We start from the raw sequence: 24,863 nt of genomic DNA on the forward strand, positions 1-24,863 counted from the left end.
TTCTACCTCAGCTTCAGCGTGGCAAGGCCGACCAACACGAGAATTACGGTGATGATCCAGAAACGGACAATCACACGTGGCTCGGGCCAGCCCTTGAGTTCAAAGTGGTGATGAATCGGCGCCATGCGGAATACCCGCTTGCCGGTCAACTTGAAAGACGCTACCTGGATCACCACCGACAGGGTTTCCATCACGAACACACCGCCCATGATGAACAACACGATTTCTTGACGCACGATCACGGCGATAGTGCCCAGAGCTGCACCCAGCGCCAGTGCGCCGACGTCGCCCATGAACACTTGAGCCGGGTAAGTGTTGAACCACAAAAATCCGAGGCCGGCGCCAATCAGTGCGCCGCAAAAAACAATCAACTCGCCTGCGCCCGGCACGTAAGGGATCAGCAGGTAATCGGCGAATTTCACGTTACCCGACAGGTAGCAGAAAATACCCAGCGCACCGCCGACCATGACCGTCGGCATGATTGCCAGACCGTCCAGGCCATCAGTCAGGTTGACCGCGTTGCTGGAGCCCACAATCACGAAGTAGGTCAGTACCACAAAGCCGATACCCAGCGGGATACTGGCGTCTTTGAGGATCGGCAGAATCAGCGTGGTTTCGACGGCGCTAGGCGCGGTCATGTACAAGAAGATCGCGGCACCCAGACCAAACACTGACTGCCAGAAGTACTTCCAGCGACTCGGCAAGCCACGTGAATTCTTCTCGATCACCTTGCGGTAATCATCCACCCAACCAATGGCACCGAACAGCAAGGTCACCGACATCACGACCCACACGTAGCGGTTGCTCAGGTCAGCCCACAGCAAGGTGCTGATGGTGATGGCTGACAAAATCAGTGCGCCGCCCATTGTCGGCGTACCGGACTTGGACAGGTGCGATTGCGGGCCATCGTTACGAACCGATTGCCCGATCTGGCGATTTTGCAGGGTGCGGATCATCCACGGCCCTAGGCACAGCGACAACGACAAAGCAGTCAAGACACCCAGAATCCCCCGCAGGGACAAGTACTGGAAGACCGCGAAGCCCTTGTAGAACTGTTGCAGATACTCCGCTAGCAGCAGCAGCATTAATGTTTCTCCCCGCTGGAACCGCACAAAGCCGCAACGACGTTTTCCATCGCAGCGCTGCGTGAGCCCTTGATCAAAATAGTGGTGTTTGTTTCATGCTCAGCGCGAAGCGCCTTGATCAGGTCGGCCTGATTGGCGAAGTGACGAGCCTGGTGTCCAAATGCTGAGACGGCATGAGCCATCATTGGTCCCACCGCATACAGCGCTGAAACCTTGTCGGCGGCATAAGCGCCTACTTCACGATGTCCTTGCTCCGCCCACTCACCCAGTTCGCCAATGTCTCCGAGCACCAGAACGGTGCGGCCGGAAAAGGCGGCGAGTATATCAACGGCAGCACACATTGAGGTGGGGTTTGCATTGTAAGTGTCATCAATAATTCGTAAGCCTTGAGCGGTCAGTTGTGCCACTGCGCGCCCTTTGACCGGCTTTACAGCCTCAAGGCCTGAAGTGATGCCAAACAACGAGACGCCCAACACATATGCCGCAGCCGCTGCTGCCAAGGCGTTGGCCACGTTATGGCTGCCCAGCAGGTTGAGCTGAACAGGGGCAACACCCAATGGGCTATGTAGCTTGAAACCTTGGCAGCCACGCTCATCACGACTTAGATCGCTGGCGTAAAAATGTGCATCCGGGTTTGTCAGCGAGAAGCTGAGCACCTTGCGACCCGCTGCACGGGCCTGCCAAATGCCAAAGGCTTTGTCATCCAGATTCAAAACGGCGACGCCATCGGCGTCCAGCCCTTCCAGAATTTCGCCTTTGGCTTCGATGATTTTGTCTGGCCCACCAAACTCGCCCACATGCGCGGTGCCTGCATTGTTGAGTACCGCAACACAGGGTTTGGTCATACCAACGGTGTAAGCGATTTCGCCGAGACGTGAAGCGCCCAACTCGATCACGGCAGCGGTATGTTCAAGCGTCAGCTCGAGCAGTGTCAGCGGCACGCCCAGATCGTTATTCAAATTGCCTTTGGTCGCCAGCACCGGGCCACGGGTGCGCAGGATGCAGGCGAGCATCTCCTTGACCGTTGTCTTACCGCTGGAGCCGGTAATAGCGGCGACAGGCTTGTCGTAACCGGCGCGATTGAGCGCCCCCAACTGGCCCAATGCTTCGCGGGTGTTCTTTACGATCAGTTGCGGCAATGCCGACTCAGGGACTTCGCGCTCAACCAAGGCTGCGACTGCGCCTTTGGCTGCGACTTCGTTTAGATAATCATGCCCATCAAAACGCGGCCCAGTGAGGGCAATAAAGAGTTGGCCCTTGGTGATCGCTCGACTGTCGATACTCACACCACTGAACGCGACGTCCGTGCTGACAAGACGGCCATTAACAGCTGCGCACACTTCGCTGAGGAGCAGAGGCTTAAGCATTGGCGGCCTCCCACATGTTCAGGGCTTTTTCAGCTTCAACCAGATCCGAAAAGTCATGGCGTTCGCCGTTGATTTCCTGGTAATCCTCATGGCCTTTACCGGCCAGCACGATGACATCTTCAGCGCGGGCGCTGGCAATAATTTGTGCAATGGCTGCACCACGACCGGCCACAAAGGTAACGTTTTCAGCAGCAGCGAAACCGGTACGCACATCATCAAAAATTTGTGCGGGGTCTTCTGTGCGCGGGTTGTCGTCAGTGACCAAAACGCCGTCAGCCAGACGTTCAACCACTTGCGCCATCAAAGGGCGCTTACCGCGATCACGATCGCCGCCGCAGCCAAATAAGCACAACAACTGGCCTTTGGCGTGAGGTCGCAGTGCCAGCAAGACTTTTTCCAAGGCATCGGGCGTGTGGGCGTAATCGACCACCACCAAGGGTTTGTCGCCGCCACCCAAACGCTGCATGCGGCCAACCGGCCCTTCGAGTTTTGGCAATACGCTGAGGATTTCATCCAGCGCGTAGTCAAGCCCCAACAAAGCACCCACCGCAGCCAAGACGTTGCTCAAGTTAAAGCGACCGAGCAAAGCGCTACGCAGATGGTGCTCGCCTTGAGGCGTGACCAGCGTTGCGCGCACACCATCGTCATCGAACGTGGCTTCACGGCAATACAGGTAGGCGCCGCTGTCTTCGAGGCTGTAGCTGATCAGGCGAGAATCGTGTTTTTCTGCCGCCAGTTGGCGACCAAATTCGTCATCAAGGTTGAGTACACGGCACCGTAAGCCAGACCAACTGAACAATTTGGCCTTGGCAGCTGCGTAAGCTTCCATCGTCCCGTGATAGTCCAGATGATCGCGCGACAAGTTGGTCAGCACGGCCACATCGAACGCCAAGGCACTGACCCGGCCTTGATCCAACCCATGGGAGGACACTTCCATCGCCACGGCTTTGGCGCCGGCATTTTTCAGGTCAGCCAGCATGGCTTGCACGGCAATCGGGTCTGGCGTGGTGTGGCGACCGCTTTGCAGCGCACCATAAAACCCAGTACCTAAAGTGCCCACAATGCCGCAGTGCTGCCCCAGCAAGTCCAGTGCTTGTGCCACCAACTGAGTGACGCTGGTTTTGCCATTGGTGCCAGTGACACCCACCAGATTGAGCTGACGGCTCGGCTCACCGTAAAAACGCCCTGCGATATCGGATAACTGCGCAGCCAGGCCTTTGACCGGGATCAACGGCACTGAAGTGATAGGCAGAACCGAGGCGCCCTCCACTTCGTAAGCAACCGCCGCGGCACCGCGGCTCAATGCGTCACTAATGTGCTCGCGACCATCGAGCTTGCCACCTTGCACCGCGAGGAACAGATCCCCTGCGCGCACATTACGGCTGTCGAGGGTCAGCTCACGAATCAAAAGATCGTGGCCCGCGTGAGGGAAAATCTTGTTCAGGCTCAAGGACATTAGCCACGCCCTCCTTTGGCTGCCGCGGCTGTCGCAGCCGCTTGTTGTTCTGCAGCAGTCGGCAGGTTATCTGGCGACACGTTCATCAGGCGCAGGGTGCCGGACATCACTTTGCTGAATACAGGGGCTGAAACCAGACCGCCGAAATAGCCGGCTTTGCTGGGCTCATCAATCACTACAACGATCGCGTAGCGCGGGTCACTCATCGGGCCAAAACCGGCGAAGAGGGAACGGTAAGAGTTAACGGCATACCCTTTCATGCCCGACGATGTTTTACGCGCAGTACCCGACTTGCCGCCCACGTGATAAGCCGGCACCTTGGCACGCCAAACACCACGCGGGTTTTCGATAACTTCCTGCAACATGCCCTGCACGGTCTTGGCGACTTGCTCAGGCATCACTTGTGTGGCTTGTGCGGGCTTGTCGCTTTTAAGCAAGGTCAGCGGAGCCAGCTTGCCGTTGTTGGCCAGTGCCGAGAACGCGTGAACCAGCTGGATCGCCGTCACGGACACACCGTAGCCGTAAGATAAAGTCGCAGTTTCAGCTTTGCGCCACTCACGGTAGTTCGGGAGGTTACCGACACGTTCCCCCGGGAAGCCCAAACCTGTGTCCTGACCCAGACCCAGCTTGGCCATTGTGCGGAAGATGGCCTCGCCGCCAATATCGAAGGCGACTTTACTCATGCCAACGTTACTGGAGTTAATCAAAATACCCGTCAAGTCCAGCACCGGGCCTTCGGTACGCGATACGTCACGAATGGTGTATTTACCCAGTTGCAAGGTGCCAGGGTAAACCTCGACCTTATCGGTTGGCTTCCAGCGCCCGGTTTCTAGCGCGGCACTCATTGAGATGGGCTTAACTGTCGACCCCGGTTCAAACACGTCGATCATGGCGCGGTTGCGCATCATCGCGGGTTGCAGGTTACGGCGGTTGTTCGGGTTATAGGTTGGCTGGTTGACCATCGCCAAAATCTCGCCCGTCTTCACATCCATGATTACCAGGCTACCCGCCTTGGCCCCGTTCTCTACCAGCGCATTGCGCAGTTCGCGGTTAGCCAGGTATTGAAGGCGCAGGTCAATTGACAACGCCAAGGTCTTCCCTGCCTTGGCGTTTTTGGTGACCTGGATGTCTTTAATAAGACGCCCTCGTCTGTCCTTGATCACTTGTCGCTTGCCCGGAACCCCGGCCAGCCACTCGTCATAAGCCAGCTCTACGCCTTCGCGGCCTTTGTCATCAATGTCAGTAAAACCGACCATGTGTGCGGTCACTTCACCGGCCGGATAAAAGCGCCGGAACTCTTCGATGCCGTAAACACCTGGTACTTTCAGGTCGAGCACCACTTGACCCTGTTCAGGCGTGAGGCCGCGTACCAGGTAGATAAATTCTTTATTGGCTTGCTGCTCAAGACGTGCGGCCAACACCTTTGGGTCTTGCCCAAGTGCATGCGCCAACGCAGGCCAGCGGTCTTTGGCAACTTGCATTTCTTTGGCGTTGGCCCACAACGTAGTCACGGGCGTGCTCACCGCCAAAGGTTCGCCATTACGGTCGGTAATCAGGCCGCGGTGTGCAGGAATCTGGATGTGACGCAAGCTACGGGCATCGCCCTGACCTTTAAGGAAGTCATGGTCGATCACCTGCAAGTAGATAATTTGGCTGGCGATAGCGCCCACCAGCAGCGCCAGCAGTGCCAGCACCACACGAAAACGCCACGGATACAGTGCGCCTTCGAGTTTGATCATGGTGCCACCATCCGAACTTCTGCCGCACCCGGGATGCGCATTTTCAATTGTTCGCTGGCCAAGGCTTCGATGCGACTGTGAGCAGTCCACGTGCTCTGCTCAAGAATCAAACGACCCCACTCCGCCTGCGCCTTGTCACGCACACTCAGCTCGCCATATAAGGTGTTGAGCAGTTGGCGGTTCCAGTGAGCGCTGTAAGAAACACCTACAGCCGACACCAACACGCCAATAAATAACAGCAGCATGAAAAAGCTTCCGCCGGGAAGTGGCTTGGCAAAGAGCTTGTTCAACGAAGCTTCTCCGCGACGCGCATGACAGCGCTACGCGAGCGCGGATTGGCTTTTAGCTCTGCTTCAGAAGCGAACTGCGCCTTGCCATGAATTTTTATTTTTGGAACAAAGGTCGTGTGTTGGACAGGCAGGCCACGCGGCAGGTTGTCTGGCTCGCCCTTGACCAGCTTGCGCATGAACAATTTGACGATACGGTCTTCAAGCGAGTGAAAACTGATAACCACCAGACGGCCGCCCACTTCCAGCGACTCCAGCGCAGCTTCAAGGCCTGCCTCCAGATCGCCCAGTTCGTTGTTGACGTGAATACGCAGGCCCTGGAACGTTCGGGTGGCCGGGTGCTTGCCCTTTTCCCAGGCAGGGTTAGCAACCTTCAGCACTTCAGCCAAGTCGGCGGTGCGCTCAAACGGCGTAATAGCTCGACGCTCAACAACAGCGCGAGCCATGCGACCGGAAAAGCGCTCTTCGCCATATTCCTTGAACACCCGTGCGATCTCATCCTGAGAGGCCGTATTCACAAACTCAGCAGCGCTGATACCGCTGTCCGGGTTCATACGCATGTCCAACGGGCCATCATTCATGAAGCTGAAGCCGCGCTCAGGATCATCAAGCTGAGGCGAGGACACGCCAAGATCAAGCAGCACACCGCTCACTTTGCCGGCCAGACCGCGGTCTGCAACCTCTGAGCCCATTTCGGCAAAGCTGCGTTGCACAATGACAAAGCGGCCGTCTTCGGCCGCTAGCGAAAGCCCTGTGGCAATCGCTTGTGGATCTTTATCAAACCCGAGCAAACGCCCTTGTGGGCCGAGCTTCTGGAGAATCAGGCGGCTATGTCCGCCGCGACCGAAGGTGCCATCCAGATAGCATCCATCAGGACGTACGGCGAGAGCCTCTACGGCTTCGTCGAGCAGTACGGTGATGTGGTTGAAGCCGCTATCTATAGTCACAGAATTAAATCACGCAGTTCGTCAGGCATCGCGCCCGGTTGTTGAATGGCTGCAAGGTCAGCGGTAGAAACAGCTTCCCAGGCATCCTCGTCCCACAGTTGAAACTTGTTCAGTTGGCCCACCAACATTGCGCGCTTATCCAACTTGGCATACTCACGCAAACGCGGCGGCACCAGAAAACGACCACTGCCATCGAGCTCGAGGTCGACAGCATTACCAATCAACAGACGTTGCAAACGGCGGTTCTCTTCACGCAGGGAAGGCAACGCCCGCAGCTTGGCTTCAATCAATTCCCACTCATCGAGCGGGTACACACATAAGCAGGGATCTACCGCATCAATGGTCACGATCAGTTGCCCGGAACTCTTGGAAATCAACTCGTCACGGTACCGGCTCGGCATTGCGAGACGGCCCTTGGCATCGAGATTGATTGCATTAGCTCCGCGAAACACGAGGCGGCACTCCAAATATTAGCGTTTTACGTCTAGGAAACCCACTTTATGCCACTTTTCTCCACTTGCGCACACTATAGGAATGCGCCCACCACACCGTCAAGGCGCGTCCCAAAGGAAAATCCTTACATTACGGAGATTTAGGTGGGTAATTAGACGTACAGCCGCAAGCGAAGTGTTTTTTTGACAAGCCATGCGTTGGCAATTCAAAGATCTAGACTTCAAACTTAAAGTAGTTTGTTAAGAGTAAGAACTTTTCGGCATTAGAGGTTTATTTCTACTTGCGTATGAAGCGAGGGGATTGGAGCGTGCATTTAAAAAATGCGTACCTGCTTGCGAAACAAGCAGGAGAAAAAAGGTGGAGAGTCGATCTGTAAGCCGGGTTCTGTCGTGAACAGTCATTCGTCTACGATGGCCATCACTGGACATCTTTAGCAACCTACCCGGTTCCAGCGCGGGCCACGCCTTGGAACCCTATTTGGTCTTGCTCCAAGTGGGGTTTACCTAGCCACGAACTGTTGCCAGTCGTGCGGTGCGCTCTTACCGCACCTTTTCACCCTTACCGGCACCGAAGCGCTTAGGCGGTTATTTTCTGTGGCACTTTCCGTAGGCTCACGCCTCCCAGGCATTACCTGGCACTTCGCCCTATGGAGCCCGGACTTTCCTCCCCCTCCTAATTTTCATAGAAGGCAGCGACTGTCCAATCGACTCTCCGGCGCGAAGATTAACTGTACACAGCGTATAGAACAAGCTTTAAAAGCTCAGCGGTATCGCCAACAACCCTCCCGCAAGCCTTTATTTAAAAAGCTCTTCCCATAGATTGAGGCTAAAGGCCACTAGTGCTTATTCAGCTTTTTGCTTTTCAAGAGCTACCTGGTACAGCACATTCTTGCGTTCGCCCGTGATTTCAGCCGCCAGTGCCGCAGCCCGCTTGAGGGGCATTTCTTTAAGTAACAAATCGAGGATGCGCATCGATTGCGCACTGACAACTTCGTCTGTTTGCGGAGCTGTCCAGCCCGCAACCAACACCACGCACTCACCGCGCTGCTGATTAGTGTCTCCTTCAACGAAAGCCCGTAACTCGGACAAAGGTAGCCCTTTGAGTGTTTCGAAGGTTTTGGTTAGCTCACGTGCCAGCAACGCAGGACGATCCGGGCCAAAAACCAGTTCTAAATCTTGCAGGCACTCAAGAATGCGATGCGGGGCTTCGTAGAAGATCAGCGTGCGAGGCTCTTCCTTTAATAACTCAAGCCGCGAGCGACGACCTACGGCCTTGGCGGGCAGAAAGCCTTCAAAAATAAAACGATCGGACGGCAAGCCCGCCGCCGACAACGCAGCAATCAGCGCACAAGCACCAGGCACTGGCACCACCTTAATACCCGCCGCACGAGCCTGACGCACAAGGTGATAGCCAGGATCGGAGATCAGCGGCGTGCCCGCATCTGAGATCAGAGCGACATCATCACCCGCCAGCAAACGCTGAATGAATCGACTGCCCTCGTCACGCTCGTTATGTTCGTGACAGGCCCCCAACGGGGTGGATATACCAAAATGCTGCATTAAACGCAGGGAGTGACGCGTGTCTTCAGCTGCAATCAGCGACACCTCACGCAACACTTTGAGCGCACGCGCACTGATGTCGTCCAGGTTACCGATGGGCGTGGCCACCACATAAAGCGAGCCAACAACGGAATTCAAAGCACCTGGAGCAGTCAAAACGCACACCTCATGGAAGTTAAAGACGCCATTGTAGCGCGTAGACCCAGCCTAAACGCACGCATCACAGCGGCTGAAGACGCCAAAGTGATCTAAATTTAGGCTTTATCACCTCTAACATCGCGCCCCGGCCAGCGCTTGGGTACACTTCCCCACTCATTTGATCGAGTATTCAGGAACATTTACATGATCGCTTGCCTGCGGCTGTTCACTGCCCTCTGCCTTGCTGCCTTACTGGCGGCCTGCGCCAGCTCGCCCTCGTCCAGCCTTGGCGAACTCCCTCGAACCCCAGATGCCAGCCTTGAACAGCTGCTGCAACAGGCTTCCGAGAGCCAAAATCCGGAAAAAGCCGCATTGCTGCGCCTTTCGGCAGCTGACTTGGCTTATCGCCAAAAAAACATTCAGCGCGCGACCGAAATTCTTACACAAGTTCCACTGGATCAGCTCAAGCCCGCTCAACAAGCATTCGCCAGCACCTTGGCTGCCGAGCTAGCCATGAGCCGCAATCAGCCCAAAGAAGCCTTGACCGCGCTGAGCCACCCAAGCGTCGCGCGCATCAATGAAATGCCGGCCGATCTGCAAGTGCGCACACATACGGTACATGCGCTCGCCTTTGAAGCGGACGGCCAAACCCTTGCCGCCGCTCGTGAACGCGCAGCCATGAGTTCGGTACTGACCGACAGCGCAGCCAACAGCAATAACGAGGCTATTTGGGCATTGGTTGCTGCACTGCCAGCCGACCAACTGCGCACCCCGGACACCGGCGTACTAGGCGGTTGGATGTCCTTGGCACTGGTCGTCAAGAGTGCCAGTACCCTGCAAGACCAGCAAAATGCTATCGACCAGTGGCGAGCGCAAAACCCAACACACCCTGCTGCCATCCAATTGCCAACCCCACTGACAAAGCTCAAAGAACTGGCCAGCCAACCCCTGACCAAAATTGCTCTGCTACTGCCTCAAGACGGCCAACTGGCTTCGGTTAGCAAAGCACTTCGCGATGGTTTTATGGCAGCGCACTACCAAGCTCAACAGGCTGGCCAAAATCCGCCCAGCATTCAGTTTTACGACTCATCACGCCTGACCTCCATCGATGACTTTTATCGTCAGGCTCAGGCCGACGGCGTCCAACTGGTCGTTGGCCCGCTTGAAAAACCACTGGTCAAGCAACTCAGCGCGCGCCAACAGCTACCGATTACCACCCTGGCCTTGAACTACAGCGAAGGCTCCCAAGGCCCATCGCAACTGTTTCAATTTGGCCTGGCCGCTGAAGACGAAGCCCGTGAAGTGGCTCGCCGTGCGCACGCTGACGGCTTAACCCGTGCCGGCGCAATGGTGCCGCAAGGTGAATGGGGTAATCGTGTTCTCAACGCCTTCCGCCAAGAATGGGAAGCCAATGGCGGCACCATCGTTGGCGTTGAACACATCGACAAACCCGTGGCTTTGGCCCAACAAGTGGCCGATCTTGTGCAATTACGTAACCGTGGTGGCAACTCATCCGGGACGCAACCAACACGTCGCCAGGACATGGAATTCATCTTCCTTGCCGCGACCCCACAGCAAGCCCAACAAATTAAGCCGACACTTAACTACCAATACGCGGGCGATCTTCCTGTTTACGCGACGTCTCACGTCTTCAGCGCAAGCGGTGACCAAAATCAGTACAACGACATGAACGGCATCCGTTTTTGCGAAACGCCTTGGCTGCTTACCCCAAGTAACCCATTGCGCCAGCAGGTGTCCGCTCAATGGCCTCAAGCAGGCGGCAGTCTGGGCCGCTTGTATGCAATGGGGATCGACGCTTATCGATTAGCTCCAAGCCTGGGCCAGCTCAAGGCACTGCCTGACAGCCGCATTGACGGCCTGTCTGGAAGCCTCAGCATGAGCCCAACCCAACGCGTTGAGCGCCGACTGCCTTGGGCCGAATTTGTTAATGGTCAGGTTCAAACCCTGCCAGGCACACCTGACTGATGCCTAACCGTTCAAGCCAGCAGAGCGGTAAAGACGCCGAAAGCCAAGCACTAAAGCACCTTGAGCAACAAGGTTTACGCCTACTGGCAAAGAACTGGTTATGCAAACGTGGCGAGCTGGATCTGGTCATGCTTGACGGCGATACAGTAGTATTCGTCGAAGTTCGTTACCGACAACACGCGCAATGGGGTGATGCACTGGCCAGCATTGATGCACGCAAGCGTCAAAAACTGATACTCGCTGCACAGTATTTTCTGCAGCGAGAGTCACGCTGGGCCAACCACCCATGCCGATTCGATGTCGTCGCAATGGACAGCGCTACACCTCATTTGAACTGGCTACGGAATGCCTTTGACAGCTAACGCGCTGCAAGGCCGATTCCAGCACCCTTTTATTAAACGATTTTGCTTTGCTTTGCGGGCCGCACATTCTTGTGCCGGGAAGTCACTCAGGAACACCTGGATCACGCCCGACCAGCCGCCCTACTTAAGGTCACATTGATGGACATGCAATCCCGGATTCGCCAGCTTTTTCAGGCCAGTATCGACACCAAACAGCAGGCGATGGACGTTCTTGCACCGCACATCGAGCAAGCCAGCCAAGTAATGGTCAACGCACTCCTCAATGAAGGCAAAATGCTTTCGTGCGGCAATGGCGGCTCTGCAGGCGACGCTCAACACTTCTCGTCCGAGCTACTGAACCGCTTTGAACGCGAGCGCCCGAGCCTGCCAGCAATCGCACTGACAACCGACAGCTCTACGATCACTTCAATTGGTAACGATTACAGCTTCAACGAGATTTTCTCCAAGCAGATACGCGCCCTTGGCCAGCCCGGTGATGTGCTACTTGCTATTTCGACCAGCGGCAATTCAGCCAACATCATTCAAGCCATTCAGGCAGCACATGATCGCGAAATGATCGTGGTCGCTATGACCGGGCGTGACGGTGGCGGCATGGCATCACTGCTGCTACCTGAAGACGTAGAAATTCGCGTGCCGTCCAACGTCACTGCACGCATCCAAGAAGTCCACCTGCTGGCGATCCACTGCCTGTGCGATCTGATCGACAGCCAACTGTTCGGGAGTGAAGAATGACTTTTAATCGCCTCAGCTTGGCCGCTCTGGCCTTGTGCCTCGGCCTGACAGGTTGCAGCTCGGTGCTGACCGCTACCCGCGACACCCCCATTGAAGATGATCGCGGTACGCGTACCTTTGGCAGCAAGATCGATGACTCCCTGATCGAAACCAAAGTTGCCGTGAACGTAGCCAAAGCCAGCCCAGATCTGGATACAGGCTCTCACATCGTGGTCACCAGCTATAACGGCATTGTCTTGCTGGCCGGACAAACCCCTCGCGCAGACCTGAAGGCGCAAGCTGAACAAGCTGCAGCAGCCGTACAGCGCGTGAAGAAGGTCAACAACGAACTGCAAGTCATGGCCCCGTCTTCGATTCTGGCGCGTAACAACGACGCTTGGCTGACCACCAAGATCAAAACCCAGATGCTGACCGACAGCGCAATTCCCGGCTCACGCATCAAAGTGGTTACCGAGAACGGTATCGTCTACATGTTGGGCCTTGTAACCAAGCAAGAAGCCACCCGCGCAACCAACCTGGTGCAAAGCGTTTCTGGGGTACAGAAAATCGTCAAACTGTTTGAGTACATCGACTAAAAGCACTCAACTGTCAGGCACAAAAAAGGCGACCTTCACAGGGCGCCTTTTTTATTACTTCACCACTTTGAGGCTTGGCCGACCACTAGGTCGCGGCGGCTCAGTACCCGGTGGAGGCCCATCGTCATCTGGCTCAAGCTCATCTTCAGCTTCAAAAAGCTCTTCGAGCTCAAACACCATGCCCTGGCCATTCTCTCGGGCATAAATGCCCAAGATGGCCGCTATAGGCACGTACAACGTATGCGGCACGCCACCAAAACGCCCTTCAAAGCTGACAGCTTCGTTGTCCATGTGCAGGTTGCGCACAGCGACGGGTGCTACGTTCAGAACAATCTGCCCATCACTGGCAAACCCGCTAGGCACTTGCACCTTCGGGTAATCAGAATTAACCAGCATGTGCGGAGTGCAATCGTTATCCACAATCCACTCGTAGAGCGCACGCACCAGATAAGGTCGACTTGAATTCATCAAGGGCTCCTAAAGCCTTAGCGCATGTCGCGTTCGACACCAGACAAACTCGCCTGGAAAGCCTCACGCGCAAACTGGCGCTCCATATAATCAAGCAACGGCTTGGCAGGCCGAGGCAACTCAATACCCAAAATAGGCAGTCGCCAGAGTATCGGCAACAGGCAGCAGTCGACCAGACTTTGCTCGTCACTGAGGAAAAAAGGTTTGTCCGCAAATAACGCAGACACACCCGTCAAGCTCTCACGCAGCTCTTTGCGCGCCTGCACACGCGCAGGCTCTTTAGTGCGCGAGTCGAGGATCAAGTCGACCAGAGCACACCAATCACGCTGAATACGGTGAATGAGCAGGCGACTATTGGCACGCGCGACAGGATAAACCGGCAGCAACGGTGGATGCGGGTAACGCTCATCCAGGTATTCCATCACAACGGTCGACTCCCACAACGCCAGGTCACGATCGACCAGCGTTGGCAGGCTGCCGTAAGGATTCACTTCGATCAGCTTCGGCGGCTGACGGCCCGCCTCCACACTGATGATCTCGGCGCTGACACCTTTCTCGGCGAGCACAATGCGCACTCGATGGGAATAGTGGTCGGCGGGGTCGGAGTAACAGGCCAACCGATTGGTCACGCCCATGGCGGTCCTCCTCGCTTGTTGAAATTATCAGGAGCGGAAAAACGAACGCGCCCAAGGAGCTCTTGCGGTAACAACAAGACACCGGAGGGCAGGTTACTTGAACCCGCCCTCCCGCTTGTCCTGCACTGTTACCTTTTCAGAGACACCCTTGGGCGCGCACGATTAACAGCAATATTTGTAACGGTATCAGTGCACATCTTTCCAGTATTCGCGCTTAAGCAGATATGCGAACACAAAGAAGAAGGCCAGATAAAGCAGCACGTACGTACCGATGCGCTGATGTTCCAGCTTCACCGGGTTAGCCGAGTAAGCCAAGAAGGTTACAAGGTTCTTAACTTTCTCATCGAACTGCTCTTCAGTCAGTGCGCCAGTTTTAGGCAGCACTGTCAGCTGGTCGCACGCTTCATGCGTCAAAGGCGTGCCGGTCAGCGGATCATACTGCTTCTTGCCGTCTTCGACGATCTGTACTTGCTTGCAACCCACAACTTGGCGGCCTTGCAGCGGCGCAAGAACGTTAGGCATACCCACATTCGGGAAGACCTTGTTGTTTACACCCCAAGGGCGAGACGGGTCTTCGTAGAAAGCACGCAGGTAGCTGTACAACCAGTCTGTGCCGCGAACACGGGCTACCAGGGTCAGGTCAGGCGGTGCAGCACCAAACCAGGCCTTGGCGTCTTCAGGCTTCATGCCGATGTTCATGTGGTCGCCAATTTTGGCGCCCGTCAGCACAAGGTTATCCATCATGACGTCATGAGGGATCCCCAAGTCATCCGCTACGCGCTCGTAGCGCTGGAACTTGGCACTGTGGCAGCCCATGCAGTAGTTGGCGAACGTACGTGCGCCGTCCTGCATTGCAGCCTTGTCAGAAACGTCGATATCGACTTTGTCGAGATGCACACCTTGTTCAGCCGCAAAGGACAATACAGGCATCGCCGCGAGCATCAATACAGCAAATAGCTTTTTCATCAGCCAGTCACCCTTTCCGGAACCGGTTTGGTCTTCTCAAGCCTGGTGTAGAACGGCATCAGAATGAAGTAGGCGAAGTACAGGAACGTACACACCTGCGACAGCAACGTACGACCCGGGGTCGGCGCCAATACGCCCAGCACACCCAAAATCACGAACGAGATGCAGAACACCCACAGCCAAATCTTGCTCATCCATCCCTTGTAGCGCATGGATTTAACCGGACTGCGGTCAAGCCAAGGCAACACAAACAGCACGGCAATCGCAGCACCCATGGCAATAACGCCCATCAGCTTGTCTGGAATGGCACGCAAGATCGCGTAGAACGGAGTGAAGTACCAAACAGGTGCAATGTGCTCTGGTGTTTTAAAGGCATTCGCCTGTTCGAAGTTCGGTTTTTCCAGGAAGTAACCGCCCATTTCCGGGAAGAAAAACACGATCGAGCAGAAGATGAACAAGAACACCACAACGCCGACGATATCTTTCACGGTGTAGTACGGATGGAAAGGAATGCCATCCAGCGGTACGCCGTTTTCGTCTTTGTGCTTCTTGATGTCTACGCCGTCCGGGTTGTTAGACCCAACTTCGTGCAAGGCCAGAACATGCAGCACAACCAGGCCCAGAATCACGATAGGCAACGCCACTACGTGCAAGGCAAAGAAGCGGTTCAGGGTAATGCCGGAGATCAGGTAGTCGCCACGAATCCACTGAGTCAGGTCGTTGCCGATAACCGGAATCGCGCCGAACAGGGAGATGATCACCTGGGCGCCCCAGTAGGACATTTGCCCCCAAGGGAGCAGATAGCCCATGAAGGCTTCAGCCATCAGCGCCAGATAAATCATCATGCCAAACAGCCAAACCAGCTCACGCGGCTTTTGATAGGAGCCGTAGAGCAAGCCACGGAACATATGCAAATAGACCACGATAAAGAACGCCGATGCACCCGTAGAGTGCAGGTAGCGCAGGATGGAGCCGTATTCGACGTCACGCATGATGTATTCGACAGAAGCAAAGGCCTCTTCCGCCGACGGCGTGTAGCTCATGGTCAACCAAACACCGGTAACGATCTGGTTTACCAGAACCAGCAATGCGAGAGAACCAAAGAAATAGAAGAAGTTGAAGTTCTTCGGGGCGTAATACTTGCTGAGATGGTCTTCCCACATTTTTGTGGCAGGGAAGCGGGCATCTACCCAATCCATGAACTTGCTCATTACGCGCTCTCCCCTTCGAGGCCAACGACAATGACATTGTCACTGCCTTCTACATAGTAGTAAGGCGGCACCGGCAGGTTCAGCGGAGCTGGTTGGGCCTTGTAGACACGGCCGGCCAGATCATAGTGCGAACCATGACAAGGGCAGAAATATCCACCAACCCAGTCTTTGCCAAGGTCAACAGGCGCAACCTCAGGGCGGAAAGTCGGCGAACAACCCAAGTGAGTGCAAATTCCAATCAATACCAGCACTTCTGGCTTGATGGAACGCCACTCATTTTTTGAGTTTTCAGGCTGATCAGAACTCAAGGATTCAGGATCAGCGAGCTGCCCCTCAATCTTTTTCAGATTCGCCAGGATCTCTTCGGTGCGGCGGACAATGAATACCGGCTGACCACGCCACTCAGCAATCATCTGCTGACCTGGCTCAACCTTTGCAATATTCACCTTCACCGGTGCGCCTGCGGCTTTCGCCTTGGCACTGGGGAACCACGACCCCACGAACGGGACCGCCGCCCCCACCGCTCCTGCAGCACCCACCACGGATGTGGCTGCTACGAGGAAGCGACGCCGGCCGACATTTACGCCGTCATTGCTCATTCAGTCCTCTCCCATCAGCTTTGTGGCCTGTTAAATCAGGCATCTACTAAGTAAAAATCTGAACTTATAAAAATTTTGCAGAATGGTAATGAAAAGCCCCTATTCTGACAAGGTAATTACCGATCTCGGTCGGCTACAAGCCTTGTAGTATAGGCATTTGCTGGATGTGGCAAGTTGTCACACCAAGATATCTTCACCCATAAAAAAAGCCCAGCTCCGAAGGAGACTGGGCTTTTTTGAACGAAGCTGCGAATTAACGCTTCGAGTACTGCGGACGCTTACGCGCTTTACGCAGACCGACTTTCTTACGTTCAACTTCACGAGCATCGCGAGTTACGAAGCCTGCTTTGCGCAGAGCGCCACGCAGAGTTTCGTCATACTGCATCAGTGCGCGAGTGATACCGTGGCGGATTGCGCCAGCTTGACCACTTACACCACCACCGATCACGGTGACGTAGATGTCGAACTTCTCGACAGTCTCAGTCAATTCCAGCGGCTGACGAACTACCATGCGGGCAGTTTCGCGGCCGAAGAAATTTTCCAGGGTGCGGTTGTTGATGGAGATGTTACCGGTACCCGGACGCAGGAAAACGCGTGCGGTTGCAGTTTTACGACGGCCAGTGCCGTAGTTTTGAGTCGCCGACATAATGAACTATTCCGTTAAAACTTCAGTTCTTGGGGCTGCTGAGCAGTATGAGGGTGTACAGCGCCCGCATAGACTTTCAGCTTACGGTACATGTCGCGACCCAGCGGGTTTTTAGGCAGCATGCCTTTAACCGCGGTCTCGATCACGCGCTCAGGAGCTTTGGCGATCAGCTTTTCGAAGTTGATCGACTTAATCCCGCCCGGGAAACCGGAGTGAGAGTAGTACATTTTGTCAGAGGTCTTAGCACCAGTGACACGAATCTGCTCAGCATTGATAACAACGATGTAGTCACCGGTGTCAACGTGCGGAGTGAATTCAGGCTTATGCTTGCCACGCAGACGGCTCGCGATCTCAGTGGCCAGACGACCCAGGGTCTGACCAGCAGCGTCGACGACAAACCAGTCGCGCTTAACTGTTTCTGGTTTAGCAGTAAAAGTTTTCATTCTTTATAGCCTCAGGGGCCGCCCTGTAAATTAGACGGCGGATCTTACTGAATAGTGCGTACTTTGACAAGTCAAAGGCAGCCGGATACAGACGCTATCGGGGGCTCGGGTCAGCGCGTCCGTTCAACGGCAAGATTCTTCGGCAGGCGGCGCATCACTTCCACTGCAGAAAGAGGACGGCAATTATCCAGATTGCGGAAAAAATTACAACCTGCTTTTATGATTCTTTCCCCAAAGGAGTTACCAATGGACTACCGCCAGCTCGGCCGCACTCACCTGAAAGTCAGCGCCATCGCCCTCGGAACCATGACTTGGGGCGAGCAAAACACTCAGGACGAAGCCTTCGCCCAAATCGAATACGCAAAAAACGCCGGGATCAACTTCATCGATACCGCAGAAATGTACCCCGTGCCGCCCAAGGCACAAACCTATGCCAGCACCGAGCGCTACATAGGCAACTGGTTTAAAAAACGTGGCGATCGTGCCGACTGGATATTGGCCAGCAAAATTGCAGGCCCCGGCAACGGCATCGATTACATTCGTGACGGTCAACTCAAGCACAACCGCGCCCATATCGTGCAAGCCCTGGACGCCAGCCTCAAACGCCTGCAAACCGACTGGATCGACCTTTACCAACTGCACTGGCCTGAACGCAGCACTAACTTCTTCGGTCAACTGGGCTACAAGCACAACGCAGACGAACAGTTCACGCCACTTGAAGACACACTCGAAGCGCTGGACGAGCAAGTCAAGGCAGGCAAGATCCGCCATATCGGCCTCTCCAACGAAACACCTTGGGCCACGATGAAGTTTCTGCAACTGGCCGAGAGCCGTGGCTGGCCACGCGCAGTGTCAATTCAAAACCCTTACAACCTGCTCAACCGCAGCTTTGAAGTGGGCCTTGCCGAAATCGCCATTCGCGAGCAATGCGGCCTGCTCGCCTACTCGCCTCTGGCGTTCGGCATGCTCTCTGGCAAGTACGATGGCGGCGCCCGCCCACCAAAAGGCCGCCTGAGCCTCTACAGCCGCTTCTCGCGCTATTCAAACCCACAGTCCGTGGCTGCCAGCGAACGCTATGTCGCTCTGGCGCGTGAGCACGGCCTTGATCCCGCGCAAATGGCGCTGGCTTACGTCACTCAACAACCGTTCGTTACCAGCAACATCATTGGGGCAACGACGATGGAGCAGCTCAAAAGCAATATCGACAGCTTCAACGTGAAGCTGTCCGATGATGTACTCGCCGGGATTGAAGCGATTCACAAAGACCAGCCAAACCCCGCTCCTTAAGTCCAGAATCCCCGCGGGAACCTTCGAAGGCTGCGGTCCAAACCTTAAAAGATCGCAGCCTTCTTCCTTCAGCAACTGCTACAGACTGCGTAAAACCTTTCCCCTAGACACACAGGAAAAAAAATAAGACGATCCAGCCGTAAGTTGACCAATTTCACCTATAAGAATAATCAAATCATGTCTAATCAACTCTCCACGCCGTTACGGCGCGTCAGCATTTTGGCAATTGATAGGGTTTTTGCTTCGACGCTGATGCAGGCCAAAGATTTTTTTCACCTTGCCAGCCTGCGCCACAACAAACAGCTAGGCCAAGGGTTTACCCCTTCGTTCGAAACACGCCTGGTTAGCCCGGACGGTAACTCCGTCAACAGCTTCAGCGACGTGGCACTGCCCGTCGATGGTGCTCTGGAAGACACGGACATCATTATCCTTCCAACTTTCTGGGAGGATTTCGACACCCTCTTCCAGCGTTATCCTCAGGTTCTGCCTTGGCTGCGTGAACAGCATGCGCGCGGTGCTGTGCTGTGCGCCGAAGCCACCGGGGTATTTTGGCTAGCGGAAGCGGGACTGCTCGACGGCAAGGAAGCCACGACTTACTGGCGTTTTTTCAACACCTTTGCCCAACGCTACCCCAAGGTTCACCTCAATCAAGACAAACACCTGACTGACGCTGACAACCTCTACTGCGCCGGCGGCCCTACCTCAGCCTGCGACCTGTATATCTACCTGATTGAACGCTTTTGCAGCGCAAATATTGCTCAAGCTGTGGCCCGCGACATTCTTTACGAAGTGCAACGCAACTATGCTCCTGGACGTATTGGTTTTGGCGGGCAAAAACTGCATCAGGACGTCATCATTTTGCAAATTCAGCACTGGCTTGAAGAGCACTTCGCCAATAAATTTCGCTTCGAAGACGTAGCCCGAGAGCACGGCATGAGCATCCGCAACTTCATGCGTCGCTTCCAAATTGCCACGGGGGATAAACCCCTGCACTACCTGCAACGCTTGCGCATAGAAACCGCAAAAGGCTTGCTTTCGGCCACCCGCAAAAGCATCAAAACCATCAGTTATGACGTGGGATACGACGACGCCAGTTTTTTTGCACGCCTGTTCAGGCAGCACACCGAACTGTCACCAAACCAGTATCGCCAACAATTTCAGCAGGCGGCCTAGGCACGCCACCCTAGAGCCGCCTTGGGCAGTTGCTACAGAGCGGCGAACCTAATCAACCCCAACAAACAAAAAAGGCCTGCAATGCAGGCCTTTTGGTGTACAGCGCCGGACTATGGCTTGTGCGCCCGCGTCAGGTATTCGTGAGACTGCATTTCAAGCAAACGGCTCAATGTGCGCTGGAACTCGAAGTTCAAGCGGCCACCTGTGTAGAGGTCTTTGAGCTCAACTTCAGCCGAAATGATCAGCTTGACGTTGCGGTCGTAGAATTCATCAACCATGTTGATGAAGCGTCTAGCGATGTCGTCGGTTTTACTCTCCATCTGCTCAACACCACTCAGGATGACGGCGTTGAAAATCTTGCCGAGCTCAATGTAGTCGTTCTGGCTACGCGGGCCATCACACAGCTCACGGAAATCAAACCAAGCCACATCATCACAGGTGCGAAGCGCGCGAATGGTGCGGTTTTCGATGACTAGATCGTCATTTTCAATCGCTCGTGTGGAGTTGTGCGTCAACGCCTTGAAGCTCTCACGCAGGCACTTCTCGGAGGCTTCGTTAAGCGGGAAGTGATAAAGCTCAGCCTGCTCCAAATGACGCAAGCGATAGTCAACGCCACTGTCAACGTTAACGATTTCGGTGTTCTGTTTGATCAGGGCAATTGCAGGCAAGAAGCGCGCACGCTGCAGGCCGTCTTTGTACAAGCCATCAGGCACGATGTTGGATGTCGCGACCAAGGTGACGCCATTTTTGAACAGCTCTTCCATCAACGTACCGAGAATCATGGCATCGGTGATATCCGACACAAAAAACTCGTCAAAACAAATCACCCGAGCCTCATCCGCGAAGCGCTTGGCAATGATGGTCAACGGGTTTTTTTCGCCATTCAACGTGCGCATTTCTTCGTGCACACGCTTCATGAAGCGGTGAAAGTGGGTACGCACTTTTTGCTTGAACGGCAAAGCATCAAAGAACGTATCAACCAGATAGGTTTTACCCCGGCCAACTCCGCCCCAAAAATAAAGACCTTTCACCGGAGCCTGTTCTTTTTTACCGAACAGCTTGCCGATAAAGCCAGGCTTGCTCTGCGAGGCGGCGACCAGATCGTCGTACAGTCGCTGCAAATGGCGTACAGCGTTTTCCTGCGCGGCATCGTGGAAGAAGTCCGGGCGTTTCAGATCAACTTGATATCGTTCTAGAGGCGTCATAATTCGTTAGCAAGGCAACAAAAACGGGCCGCCACTGTAGCGACGGCCCTGAGGAATGGCAATCAACCTTGAGTCGACCCGCCGCGGATTAATCTTGCGCAGGCACCAGCGCCAAGCGCAGGGCTTCAATGGCGGCGTCACGCGCTGTGTTGTCAGCAAATGCGGGGCTCTCGGCCACGCAGGCATCGTTTAGCCAAACACTGAAACTGTGGCCTTCTGCCCGCACATCTAATGCTTCGCCCGATTGCAGTTGCTTGGTGACCTGACCAGCGGTTTTGCCATCGGCAAAGCTGCGCGATAGCAACAACTGTTCGCCATCAGCGGCCAACAGGCGGAAGCGGAAGCTCCCGTCTTCATCGCGAAAGCTGACAAAGCGCGGGCCTTTGGCGGCTTTCTTTTTGCTGGCGGCGGCACTCGGCGCCGCACTCACAAACGAACGCAGGCCAACCGCTTCACGCAACTGCGCCAAGAACGGCGTCGCCGTTTTACGCGCTTTTTGCGCGCCAGCTTGAAGAATGTCTTCCATGTCAGATGGGCGAGACATCAAATCGTGATAACGCTCACGGGGCTCGCTCAGTTCGCCATCCAGCAACTTGAACAGGCGATCTTTAGCCTCGCCCCAGCCCAAGCCTTGCAACAGCTCACCGCGAAACTCTGCCGACTGCTGCGGCGTGGAGAAAGCTTGATACAACGTGAATAGGTGGGAGTTGTCCGGGTCTTTCGGCTCGCCCGGCGCGCGCGAGTCGGTCACGATCCGCGAGATCGCGCTTTTCATGTCTTTAGCGCTGCTGAACAACGGGATGGTGTTGTCGTAACTTTTGGACATTTTGCGACCATCAAGGCCGGGCAAGGTCGCGACGCTTTCTTCGATCAGCGCTTCAGGCATGGCAAAAAACTCTTTGCCGTTGCCAAACAGGTGATTGAAGCGCTGGCCAATGTCACGGGCCATTTCAACGTGCTGGATCTGGTCACGACCGACCGGCACCTTGTGCGCGTTGAACATCAAAATGTCGGCAGCCATCAACACCGGGTAGCTGTACAAACCCATGCTAATGCCCGCATCCGGGTCTTCACCGTTTTCAAGATTCCTGTCAACCGACGCCTTGTAAGCATGCGCACGGTTAAGCAAGCCCTTGGCCGCCACACAGGTCAGCAGCCAAGTCAGCTCAGGGATTTCCGGGATGTCTGACTGGCGATAGAACGTCACACGCTCAACATCCAGACCGGCCGCCAGCCAGGTGGCCGCGATTTCCTGACGCGAGCGCTGAATGCGCTGCGGGTCATCGCATTTGATCAGGGCGTGATAATCAGCCAAAAAGTAAAACGAGTCGGCGTTGCTGTCACGACTGGCCAGGATCGCCGGACGAATAGCCCCGGCGTAGTTGCCCAAGTGCGGCGTACCGGTGGTGGTAATACCGGTGAGGATACGAGTACGAGTGGTCATAGGTAATCGCTTATCAGACTGCAATCATTTCGAAAGGCGTGGCGCTACCAACTCTTTGAGTTCAGGCAGCTTGCCGTGAAAAAAGTGTCCGCATTCTGCCACTTTCAGCAGCTCATGGGGGCGCGAGAGGTTGTTTGACCAGTCATAAACCAACTGAGGGTCAATCACTTCGTCGGTTTCGGGCTGGATAACGGTCAGCGGGCAGGCGTGCGGCAAGTTGTCTTCGTTGCGTAAACGCATCACCGCCGGAGCGACCATTAGCAGTCGAGCAAGTCGTTCGCCTTGCGCCTCTAGGCGCCCACCTAAACTTGCGGCAACAAAACCGCCAAACGAAAACCCTAACAAGGTGATCGGTAAGTCAGGGTGCCGGGCGCGCAACCACTTCGCTGCAGCCAGAGCATCGTCGACTTCGCCGGTGCCCATATCGTGACTGCCTTCACTGGCGCCAACTCCACGGTAATTAAATCGCAAGGTAATCAGGCCAGCATCACGTGCTGTGCGTTGCAGGGTTGAAACCACTTTATTCATCATCGTGCCGCCCTGCACCGGATTAGGGTGACACAGCAGCGCAAGGCCGTGCGGCTCAGGCAAATCAAGGTACAAGGCTTCCAATTGGCCAACCGGGCCATCAATCACTACGGGGGTTTCGCGGGTAAGCAAGAAGGAACTCCGTGACCTCAAAGTGGGTCGACTCGTCTAGCTGATAGATTCTGTCTGGCATATTTGCGAGTGCATCGCGGTATACAGCGCAGGTCCGAGCCGTTAACGTAAAGCAAAGCCGTTTATAGAGGAAGGACTCGTGGAACACTCGCTCTTAATTTGGTTGTTGCCGACTCTAGCCTTGGTTGCCGGTGTCGCTATTGGTTTTCTGGTTGCTCGTCTGCTGCCAAATGCCGCGCCTAACCGCACGCAGCGTCAGCTAGATGACATCCAGGAACGTTTTGACAGTTATCAAAATGAAGTGGTGACCCACTTCAACAGCACCGCAAATCTGGTGAAAAAACTCACCCAAAGCTATCAGGACGTACAAGACCACCTCGCCGAGGGCGCCAACCGTTTGGCCCTGGACGAGCAAACGCGTCAACGCCTGCTAGCTGCTTTGCATTCTGACGCGCCACAACCGCATCGCGAGCGCCTTACCCCGCCGCACAGCGCTGAGCCACCGTTGGATTACGCACCGAAAACCCCGAACGCACCCGGCATGCTCGATGAGCATTACGGCCTGAAGAAGTAATTCATCCGGTAAAGCGCTCAATAAAAAACCCGCGATCTGCAAAGATCGCGGGTTTTTTATTGACTGAATCAACCCGCAAGTGCGGGTGAAGCCTGCGACGCGGGTTGCTTACAACCGCCCCCGCTTATGGGTACTGCTGAACCTGACCCGGCTGCTGATACTGCATACCCGGAATCGGTGCCAGAGTGATCTGAACGCGACGGTTCTGTGCACGGCCATCAGCCGTGGCGTTGCTGGCAATCGGATCGGCAGGGCCTTTACCCGTAACGCTCAGGTACTGACCGCTGACACCCTGAGACGTCAGGTAGGTCGCTACGCTTTGCGCACGCTGCTGGGACAACTGCATGTTGTAGTCGTAGTTACCCGTGCTGTCGGTATAACCAACAACCTGAATCTGCTGCTGGTTGTTGAGCTGCTTCAGCGAGTTTGCCAGTGCATTGAGCGGCTGGTAGAAGCTTGGCGCAATGCTCGCTGAACTGGTCGCAAAAGTAATGTTGCCCGGCATCACGAGCGTAATGTTATCGCCCTGACGCTGAACCTCAACACCGGTATTGGCCATGCTTGCACGCAGTGCGGCTTCTTGCTTGTCAGCGTAGTAGCCGTAACCTGCAGCCCCCAAGCCCGCCACTGCAGCACCGATCAGGGCACCCTTGCCGCGGTTATTGTGATCAATCGCAGCACCGGCAACTGCACCTGCCAACGCCCCAAGACCGCCATATGTGGCCGTTTTACTCATACCCGTAGAAGCTTGACCTTGATTGTCATAAGGGTTGGGCGATGCGCAGCCAGCCAGCAAGGCAATAGCACTTGCGGCAACAATCAAACGACGCGAAATAAACATGGTGAAGCTCCTACTCGATGCTTTC

At 55.2% G+C, this 24,863-nt stretch carries 26 protein-coding genes and 1 other RNA gene; 7 read left to right on the plus strand and 20 right to left on the minus strand.

What is annotated here, in order from left to right; translation table 11 throughout:
• Positions 1–2: 2 nt before the first annotated feature.
• The 9 genes from mraY to rsmI form a co-directional block, all read right to left on the minus strand.
• Complete coding sequence (mraY, locus tag ACZRJQ_RS03560) at positions 3–1,085, minus strand: phospho-N-acetylmuramoyl-pentapeptide-transferase (protein ID WP_463977045.1); 1,083 nt, start codon at positions 1,083–1,085, stop codon at positions 3–5.
• Positions 1,085–2,452: a UDP-N-acetylmuramoyl-tripeptide--D-alanyl-D-alanine ligase gene (locus ACZRJQ_RS03565; protein WP_463977046.1), complete on the minus strand. Its 1,368-nt coding sequence runs from the start codon at positions 2,450–2,452 to the stop codon at positions 1,085–1,087. Before ACZRJQ_RS03565 ends, mraY begins: the two co-directional genes overlap by 1 nt.
• Complete coding sequence (locus ACZRJQ_RS03570) at positions 2,445–3,908, minus strand: UDP-N-acetylmuramoyl-L-alanyl-D-glutamate--2,6-diaminopimelate ligase (protein ID WP_463977047.1); 1,464 nt, start codon at positions 3,906–3,908, stop codon at positions 2,445–2,447. The genes ACZRJQ_RS03565 and ACZRJQ_RS03570 overlap by 8 nt, the downstream gene beginning before the upstream one ends.
• Positions 3,908–5,647, minus strand: a complete 1,740-nt coding sequence (locus tag ACZRJQ_RS03575) for a peptidoglycan D,D-transpeptidase FtsI family protein (RefSeq protein ID WP_463977048.1) — start codon at positions 5,645–5,647, stop codon at positions 3,908–3,910. Before ACZRJQ_RS03575 ends, ACZRJQ_RS03570 begins: the two co-directional genes overlap by 1 nt.
• Complete coding sequence (gene ftsL / locus ACZRJQ_RS03580; protein WP_248094879.1) at positions 5,644–5,937, minus strand: cell division protein FtsL; 294 nt, start codon at positions 5,935–5,937, stop codon at positions 5,644–5,646. Before ftsL ends, ACZRJQ_RS03575 begins: the two co-directional genes overlap by 4 nt.
• Entirely contained in the window at positions 5,934–6,881 is a 948-nt protein-coding gene (gene rsmH, locus ACZRJQ_RS03585; RefSeq protein ID WP_463977049.1) for a 16S rRNA (cytosine(1402)-N(4))-methyltransferase RsmH, read from the minus strand. Before rsmH ends, ftsL begins: the two co-directional genes overlap by 4 nt.
• Positions 6,878–7,333 (minus strand): division/cell wall cluster transcriptional repressor MraZ, encoded by a 456-nt coding sequence (gene mraZ, locus ACZRJQ_RS03590; protein WP_463977050.1) that lies wholly within the window; start codon positions 7,331–7,333, stop codon positions 6,878–6,880. The genes rsmH and mraZ overlap by 4 nt, the downstream gene beginning before the upstream one ends.
• A gap of 358 nt (positions 7,334–7,691) precedes the next feature.
• Positions 7,692–8,045, minus strand: an RNA gene (rnpB, locus tag ACZRJQ_RS03595) — RNase P RNA component class A.
• A gap of 131 nt (positions 8,046–8,176) precedes the next feature.
• Positions 8,177–9,031 (minus strand): 16S rRNA (cytidine(1402)-2'-O)-methyltransferase, encoded by an 855-nt coding sequence (gene rsmI / locus ACZRJQ_RS03600; RefSeq protein ID WP_463977344.1) that lies wholly within the window; start codon positions 9,029–9,031, stop codon positions 8,177–8,179.
• A 204-nt stretch (positions 9,032–9,235) separates the two neighbouring features.
• On the opposite strand from rsmI, the gene ACZRJQ_RS03605 reads away from it, so the two are divergent.
• From ACZRJQ_RS03605 to ACZRJQ_RS03620, 4 genes are all read left to right on the plus strand, one after another.
• Positions 9,236–11,017, plus strand: coding sequence for a penicillin-binding protein activator (locus ACZRJQ_RS03605; RefSeq protein WP_463977051.1), 1,782 nt, complete (start codon positions 9,236–9,238; stop codon positions 11,015–11,017).
• Positions 11,017–11,379, plus strand: coding sequence for a YraN family protein (locus ACZRJQ_RS03610; protein WP_463977052.1), 363 nt, complete (start codon positions 11,017–11,019; stop codon positions 11,377–11,379). The genes ACZRJQ_RS03605 and ACZRJQ_RS03610 overlap by 1 nt, the downstream gene beginning before the upstream one ends.
• A 138-nt stretch (positions 11,380–11,517) precedes the next feature.
• A complete protein-coding gene (locus ACZRJQ_RS03615; RefSeq protein ID WP_463977053.1) occupies positions 11,518–12,111 on the plus strand; it encodes a phosphoheptose isomerase in 594 nt (197 codons plus the stop codon).
• The gene (locus tag ACZRJQ_RS03620) at positions 12,108–12,686 is read left to right on the plus strand and encodes a BON domain-containing protein (RefSeq protein ID WP_463977054.1); all 579 of its coding nucleotides are present in this window, start codon (positions 12,108–12,110) and stop codon (positions 12,684–12,686) included. Before ACZRJQ_RS03615 ends, ACZRJQ_RS03620 begins: the two co-directional genes overlap by 4 nt.
• A 54-nt stretch (positions 12,687–12,740) precedes the next feature.
• Here the strand turns inward: ACZRJQ_RS03620 and ACZRJQ_RS03625 are convergent, their stop codons facing one another.
• The 7 genes from ACZRJQ_RS03625 to rplM form a co-directional block, all read right to left on the minus strand.
• Positions 12,741–13,154 carry a ClpXP protease specificity-enhancing factor gene (locus tag ACZRJQ_RS03625; protein ID WP_463977055.1) on the minus strand — a complete coding sequence of 138 codons (414 nt, stop codon included), beginning with the start codon at positions 13,152–13,154 and terminating at the stop codon, positions 12,741–12,743.
• 17 nt (positions 13,155–13,171) lie between these two features.
• Positions 13,172–13,789: a glutathione S-transferase N-terminal domain-containing protein gene (locus tag ACZRJQ_RS03630; protein ID WP_463977056.1), complete on the minus strand. Its 618-nt coding sequence runs from the start codon at positions 13,787–13,789 to the stop codon at positions 13,172–13,174.
• A 186-nt stretch (positions 13,790–13,975) separates the two neighbouring features.
• On the minus strand, positions 13,976–14,755 hold the full coding sequence (locus ACZRJQ_RS03635; protein ID WP_463977057.1) for a cytochrome c1: 780 nt from the start codon (positions 14,753–14,755) through the stop codon (positions 13,976–13,978).
• A complete protein-coding gene (locus tag ACZRJQ_RS03640; RefSeq protein ID WP_463977058.1) occupies positions 14,755–15,966 on the minus strand; it encodes a cytochrome b in 1,212 nt (403 codons plus the stop codon). The genes ACZRJQ_RS03635 and ACZRJQ_RS03640 overlap by 1 nt, the downstream gene beginning before the upstream one ends.
• Positions 15,966–16,565: a ubiquinol-cytochrome c reductase iron-sulfur subunit gene (gene petA, locus ACZRJQ_RS03645; RefSeq protein ID WP_463977059.1), complete on the minus strand. Its 600-nt coding sequence runs from the start codon at positions 16,563–16,565 to the stop codon at positions 15,966–15,968. Before petA ends, ACZRJQ_RS03640 begins: the two co-directional genes overlap by 1 nt.
• Before the next feature lie 253 nt (positions 16,566–16,818).
• Positions 16,819–17,211, minus strand: coding sequence for a 30S ribosomal protein S9 (rpsI, locus tag ACZRJQ_RS03650; RefSeq protein ID WP_003216038.1), 393 nt, complete (start codon positions 17,209–17,211; stop codon positions 16,819–16,821).
• A 14-nt stretch (positions 17,212–17,225) separates the two neighbouring features.
• Entirely contained in the window at positions 17,226–17,654 is a 429-nt protein-coding gene (rplM, locus tag ACZRJQ_RS03655; RefSeq protein ID WP_463977060.1) for a 50S ribosomal protein L13, read from the minus strand.
• Between the two features lie 246 nt (positions 17,655–17,900).
• Between rplM and ACZRJQ_RS03660 the strand changes: the two genes are divergently transcribed.
• Complete coding sequence (locus ACZRJQ_RS03660) at positions 17,901–18,941, plus strand: NADP(H)-dependent aldo-keto reductase (RefSeq protein WP_463977061.1); 1,041 nt, start codon at positions 17,901–17,903, stop codon at positions 18,939–18,941.
• A gap of 252 nt (positions 18,942–19,193) precedes the next feature.
• Entirely contained in the window at positions 19,194–20,114 is a 921-nt protein-coding gene (locus ACZRJQ_RS03665) for a GlxA family transcriptional regulator (RefSeq protein ID WP_463977345.1), read from the plus strand.
• Between the two features lie 110 nt (positions 20,115–20,224).
• Here ACZRJQ_RS03665 and zapE read toward each other — a convergent pair whose 3' ends face one another.
• The 3 genes from zapE to ACZRJQ_RS03680 all read right to left on the minus strand — a co-directional run bounded on the left by zapE (position 20,225) and on the right by ACZRJQ_RS03680 (position 23,423).
• Complete coding sequence (zapE, locus tag ACZRJQ_RS03670; protein ID WP_463977062.1) at positions 20,225–21,319, minus strand: cell division protein ZapE; 1,095 nt, start codon at positions 21,317–21,319, stop codon at positions 20,225–20,227.
• 88 nt (positions 21,320–21,407) lie between these two features.
• Positions 21,408–22,763 carry a tryptophan--tRNA ligase gene (locus tag ACZRJQ_RS03675; RefSeq protein WP_463977063.1) on the minus strand — a complete coding sequence of 452 codons (1,356 nt, stop codon included), beginning with the start codon at positions 22,761–22,763 and terminating at the stop codon, positions 21,408–21,410.
• Positions 22,764–22,787: 24 nt separating this feature from the next.
• Positions 22,788–23,423 (minus strand): alpha/beta hydrolase, encoded by a 636-nt coding sequence (locus ACZRJQ_RS03680; protein ID WP_463977064.1) that lies wholly within the window; start codon positions 23,421–23,423, stop codon positions 22,788–22,790.
• Between the two features lie 139 nt (positions 23,424–23,562).
• Between ACZRJQ_RS03680 and ACZRJQ_RS03685 the strand changes: the two genes are divergently transcribed.
• The gene (locus ACZRJQ_RS03685) at positions 23,563–23,997 is read left to right on the plus strand and encodes a Z-ring associated ZapG family protein (protein ID WP_463977065.1); all 435 of its coding nucleotides are present in this window, start codon (positions 23,563–23,565) and stop codon (positions 23,995–23,997) included.
• A 124-nt stretch (positions 23,998–24,121) separates the two neighbouring features.
• Here ACZRJQ_RS03685 and ACZRJQ_RS03690 read toward each other — a convergent pair whose 3' ends face one another.
• Positions 24,122–24,838 carry a YiaD family glycine zipper/OmpA-like lipoprotein gene (locus ACZRJQ_RS03690; RefSeq protein ID WP_463977066.1) on the minus strand — a complete coding sequence of 239 codons (717 nt, stop codon included), beginning with the start codon at positions 24,836–24,838 and terminating at the stop codon, positions 24,122–24,124.
• Between the last annotated feature and the right edge of the window lie 25 nt (positions 24,839–24,863).

The organism is Pseudomonas sp. E315, from assembly GCF_055406205.1.

Coding starts and splice junctions, on each gene's coding strand:
- mraY (WP_463977045.1), bottom strand. CDS start 1,085: ATGCTGCTGCTGCTAGCGGAGTATCTGCAACAGTTCTACAAGGGCTTC.
- ACZRJQ_RS03565 (WP_463977046.1), bottom strand. CDS start 2,452: ATGCTTAAGCCTCTGCTCCTCAGCGAAGTGTGCGCAGCTGTTAATGGC.
- ACZRJQ_RS03570 (WP_463977047.1), bottom strand. CDS start 3,908: ATGTCCTTGAGCCTGAACAAGATTTTCCCTCACGCGGGCCACGATCTT.
- ACZRJQ_RS03575 (WP_463977048.1), bottom strand. CDS start 5,647: ATGATCAAACTCGAAGGCGCACTGTATCCGTGGCGTTTTCGTGTGGTG.
- ACZRJQ_RS03605 (WP_463977051.1), top strand. CDS start 9,236: ATGATCGCTTGCCTGCGGCTGTTCACTGCCCTCTGCCTTGCTGCCTTA.
- ACZRJQ_RS03610 (WP_463977052.1), top strand. CDS start 11,017: ATGCCTAACCGTTCAAGCCAGCAGAGCGGTAAAGACGCCGAAAGCCAA.
- ACZRJQ_RS03615 (WP_463977053.1), top strand. CDS start 11,518: ATGGACATGCAATCCCGGATTCGCCAGCTTTTTCAGGCCAGTATCGAC.
- ACZRJQ_RS03620 (WP_463977054.1), top strand. CDS start 12,108: ATGACTTTTAATCGCCTCAGCTTGGCCGCTCTGGCCTTGTGCCTCGGC.
- ACZRJQ_RS03625 (WP_463977055.1), bottom strand. CDS start 13,154: ATGAATTCAAGTCGACCTTATCTGGTGCGTGCGCTCTACGAGTGGATT.
- ACZRJQ_RS03630 (WP_463977056.1), bottom strand. CDS start 13,789: ATGGGCGTGACCAATCGGTTGGCCTGTTACTCCGACCCCGCCGACCAC.
- ACZRJQ_RS03635 (WP_463977057.1), bottom strand. CDS start 14,755: ATGAAAAAGCTATTTGCTGTATTGATGCTCGCGGCGATGCCTGTATTG.
- ACZRJQ_RS03640 (WP_463977058.1), bottom strand. CDS start 15,966: ATGAGCAAGTTCATGGATTGGGTAGATGCCCGCTTCCCTGCCACAAAA.
- petA (WP_463977059.1), bottom strand. CDS start 16,565: ATGAGCAATGACGGCGTAAATGTCGGCCGGCGTCGCTTCCTCGTAGCA.
- rpsI (WP_003216038.1), bottom strand. CDS start 17,211: ATGTCGGCGACTCAAAACTACGGCACTGGCCGTCGTAAAACTGCAACC.
- rplM (WP_463977060.1), bottom strand. CDS start 17,654: ATGAAAACTTTTACTGCTAAACCAGAAACAGTTAAGCGCGACTGGTTT.
- ACZRJQ_RS03660 (WP_463977061.1), top strand. CDS start 17,901: ATGGACTACCGCCAGCTCGGCCGCACTCACCTGAAAGTCAGCGCCATC.
- ACZRJQ_RS03665 (WP_463977345.1), top strand. CDS start 19,194: ATGCAGGCCAAAGATTTTTTTCACCTTGCCAGCCTGCGCCACAACAAA.
- zapE (WP_463977062.1), bottom strand. CDS start 21,319: ATGACGCCTCTAGAACGATATCAAGTTGATCTGAAACGCCCGGACTTC.
- ACZRJQ_RS03675 (WP_463977063.1), bottom strand. CDS start 22,763: ATGACCACTCGTACTCGTATCCTCACCGGTATTACCACCACCGGTACG.
- ACZRJQ_RS03690 (WP_463977066.1), bottom strand. CDS start 24,838: ATGTTTATTTCGCGTCGTTTGATTGTTGCCGCAAGTGCTATTGCCTTG.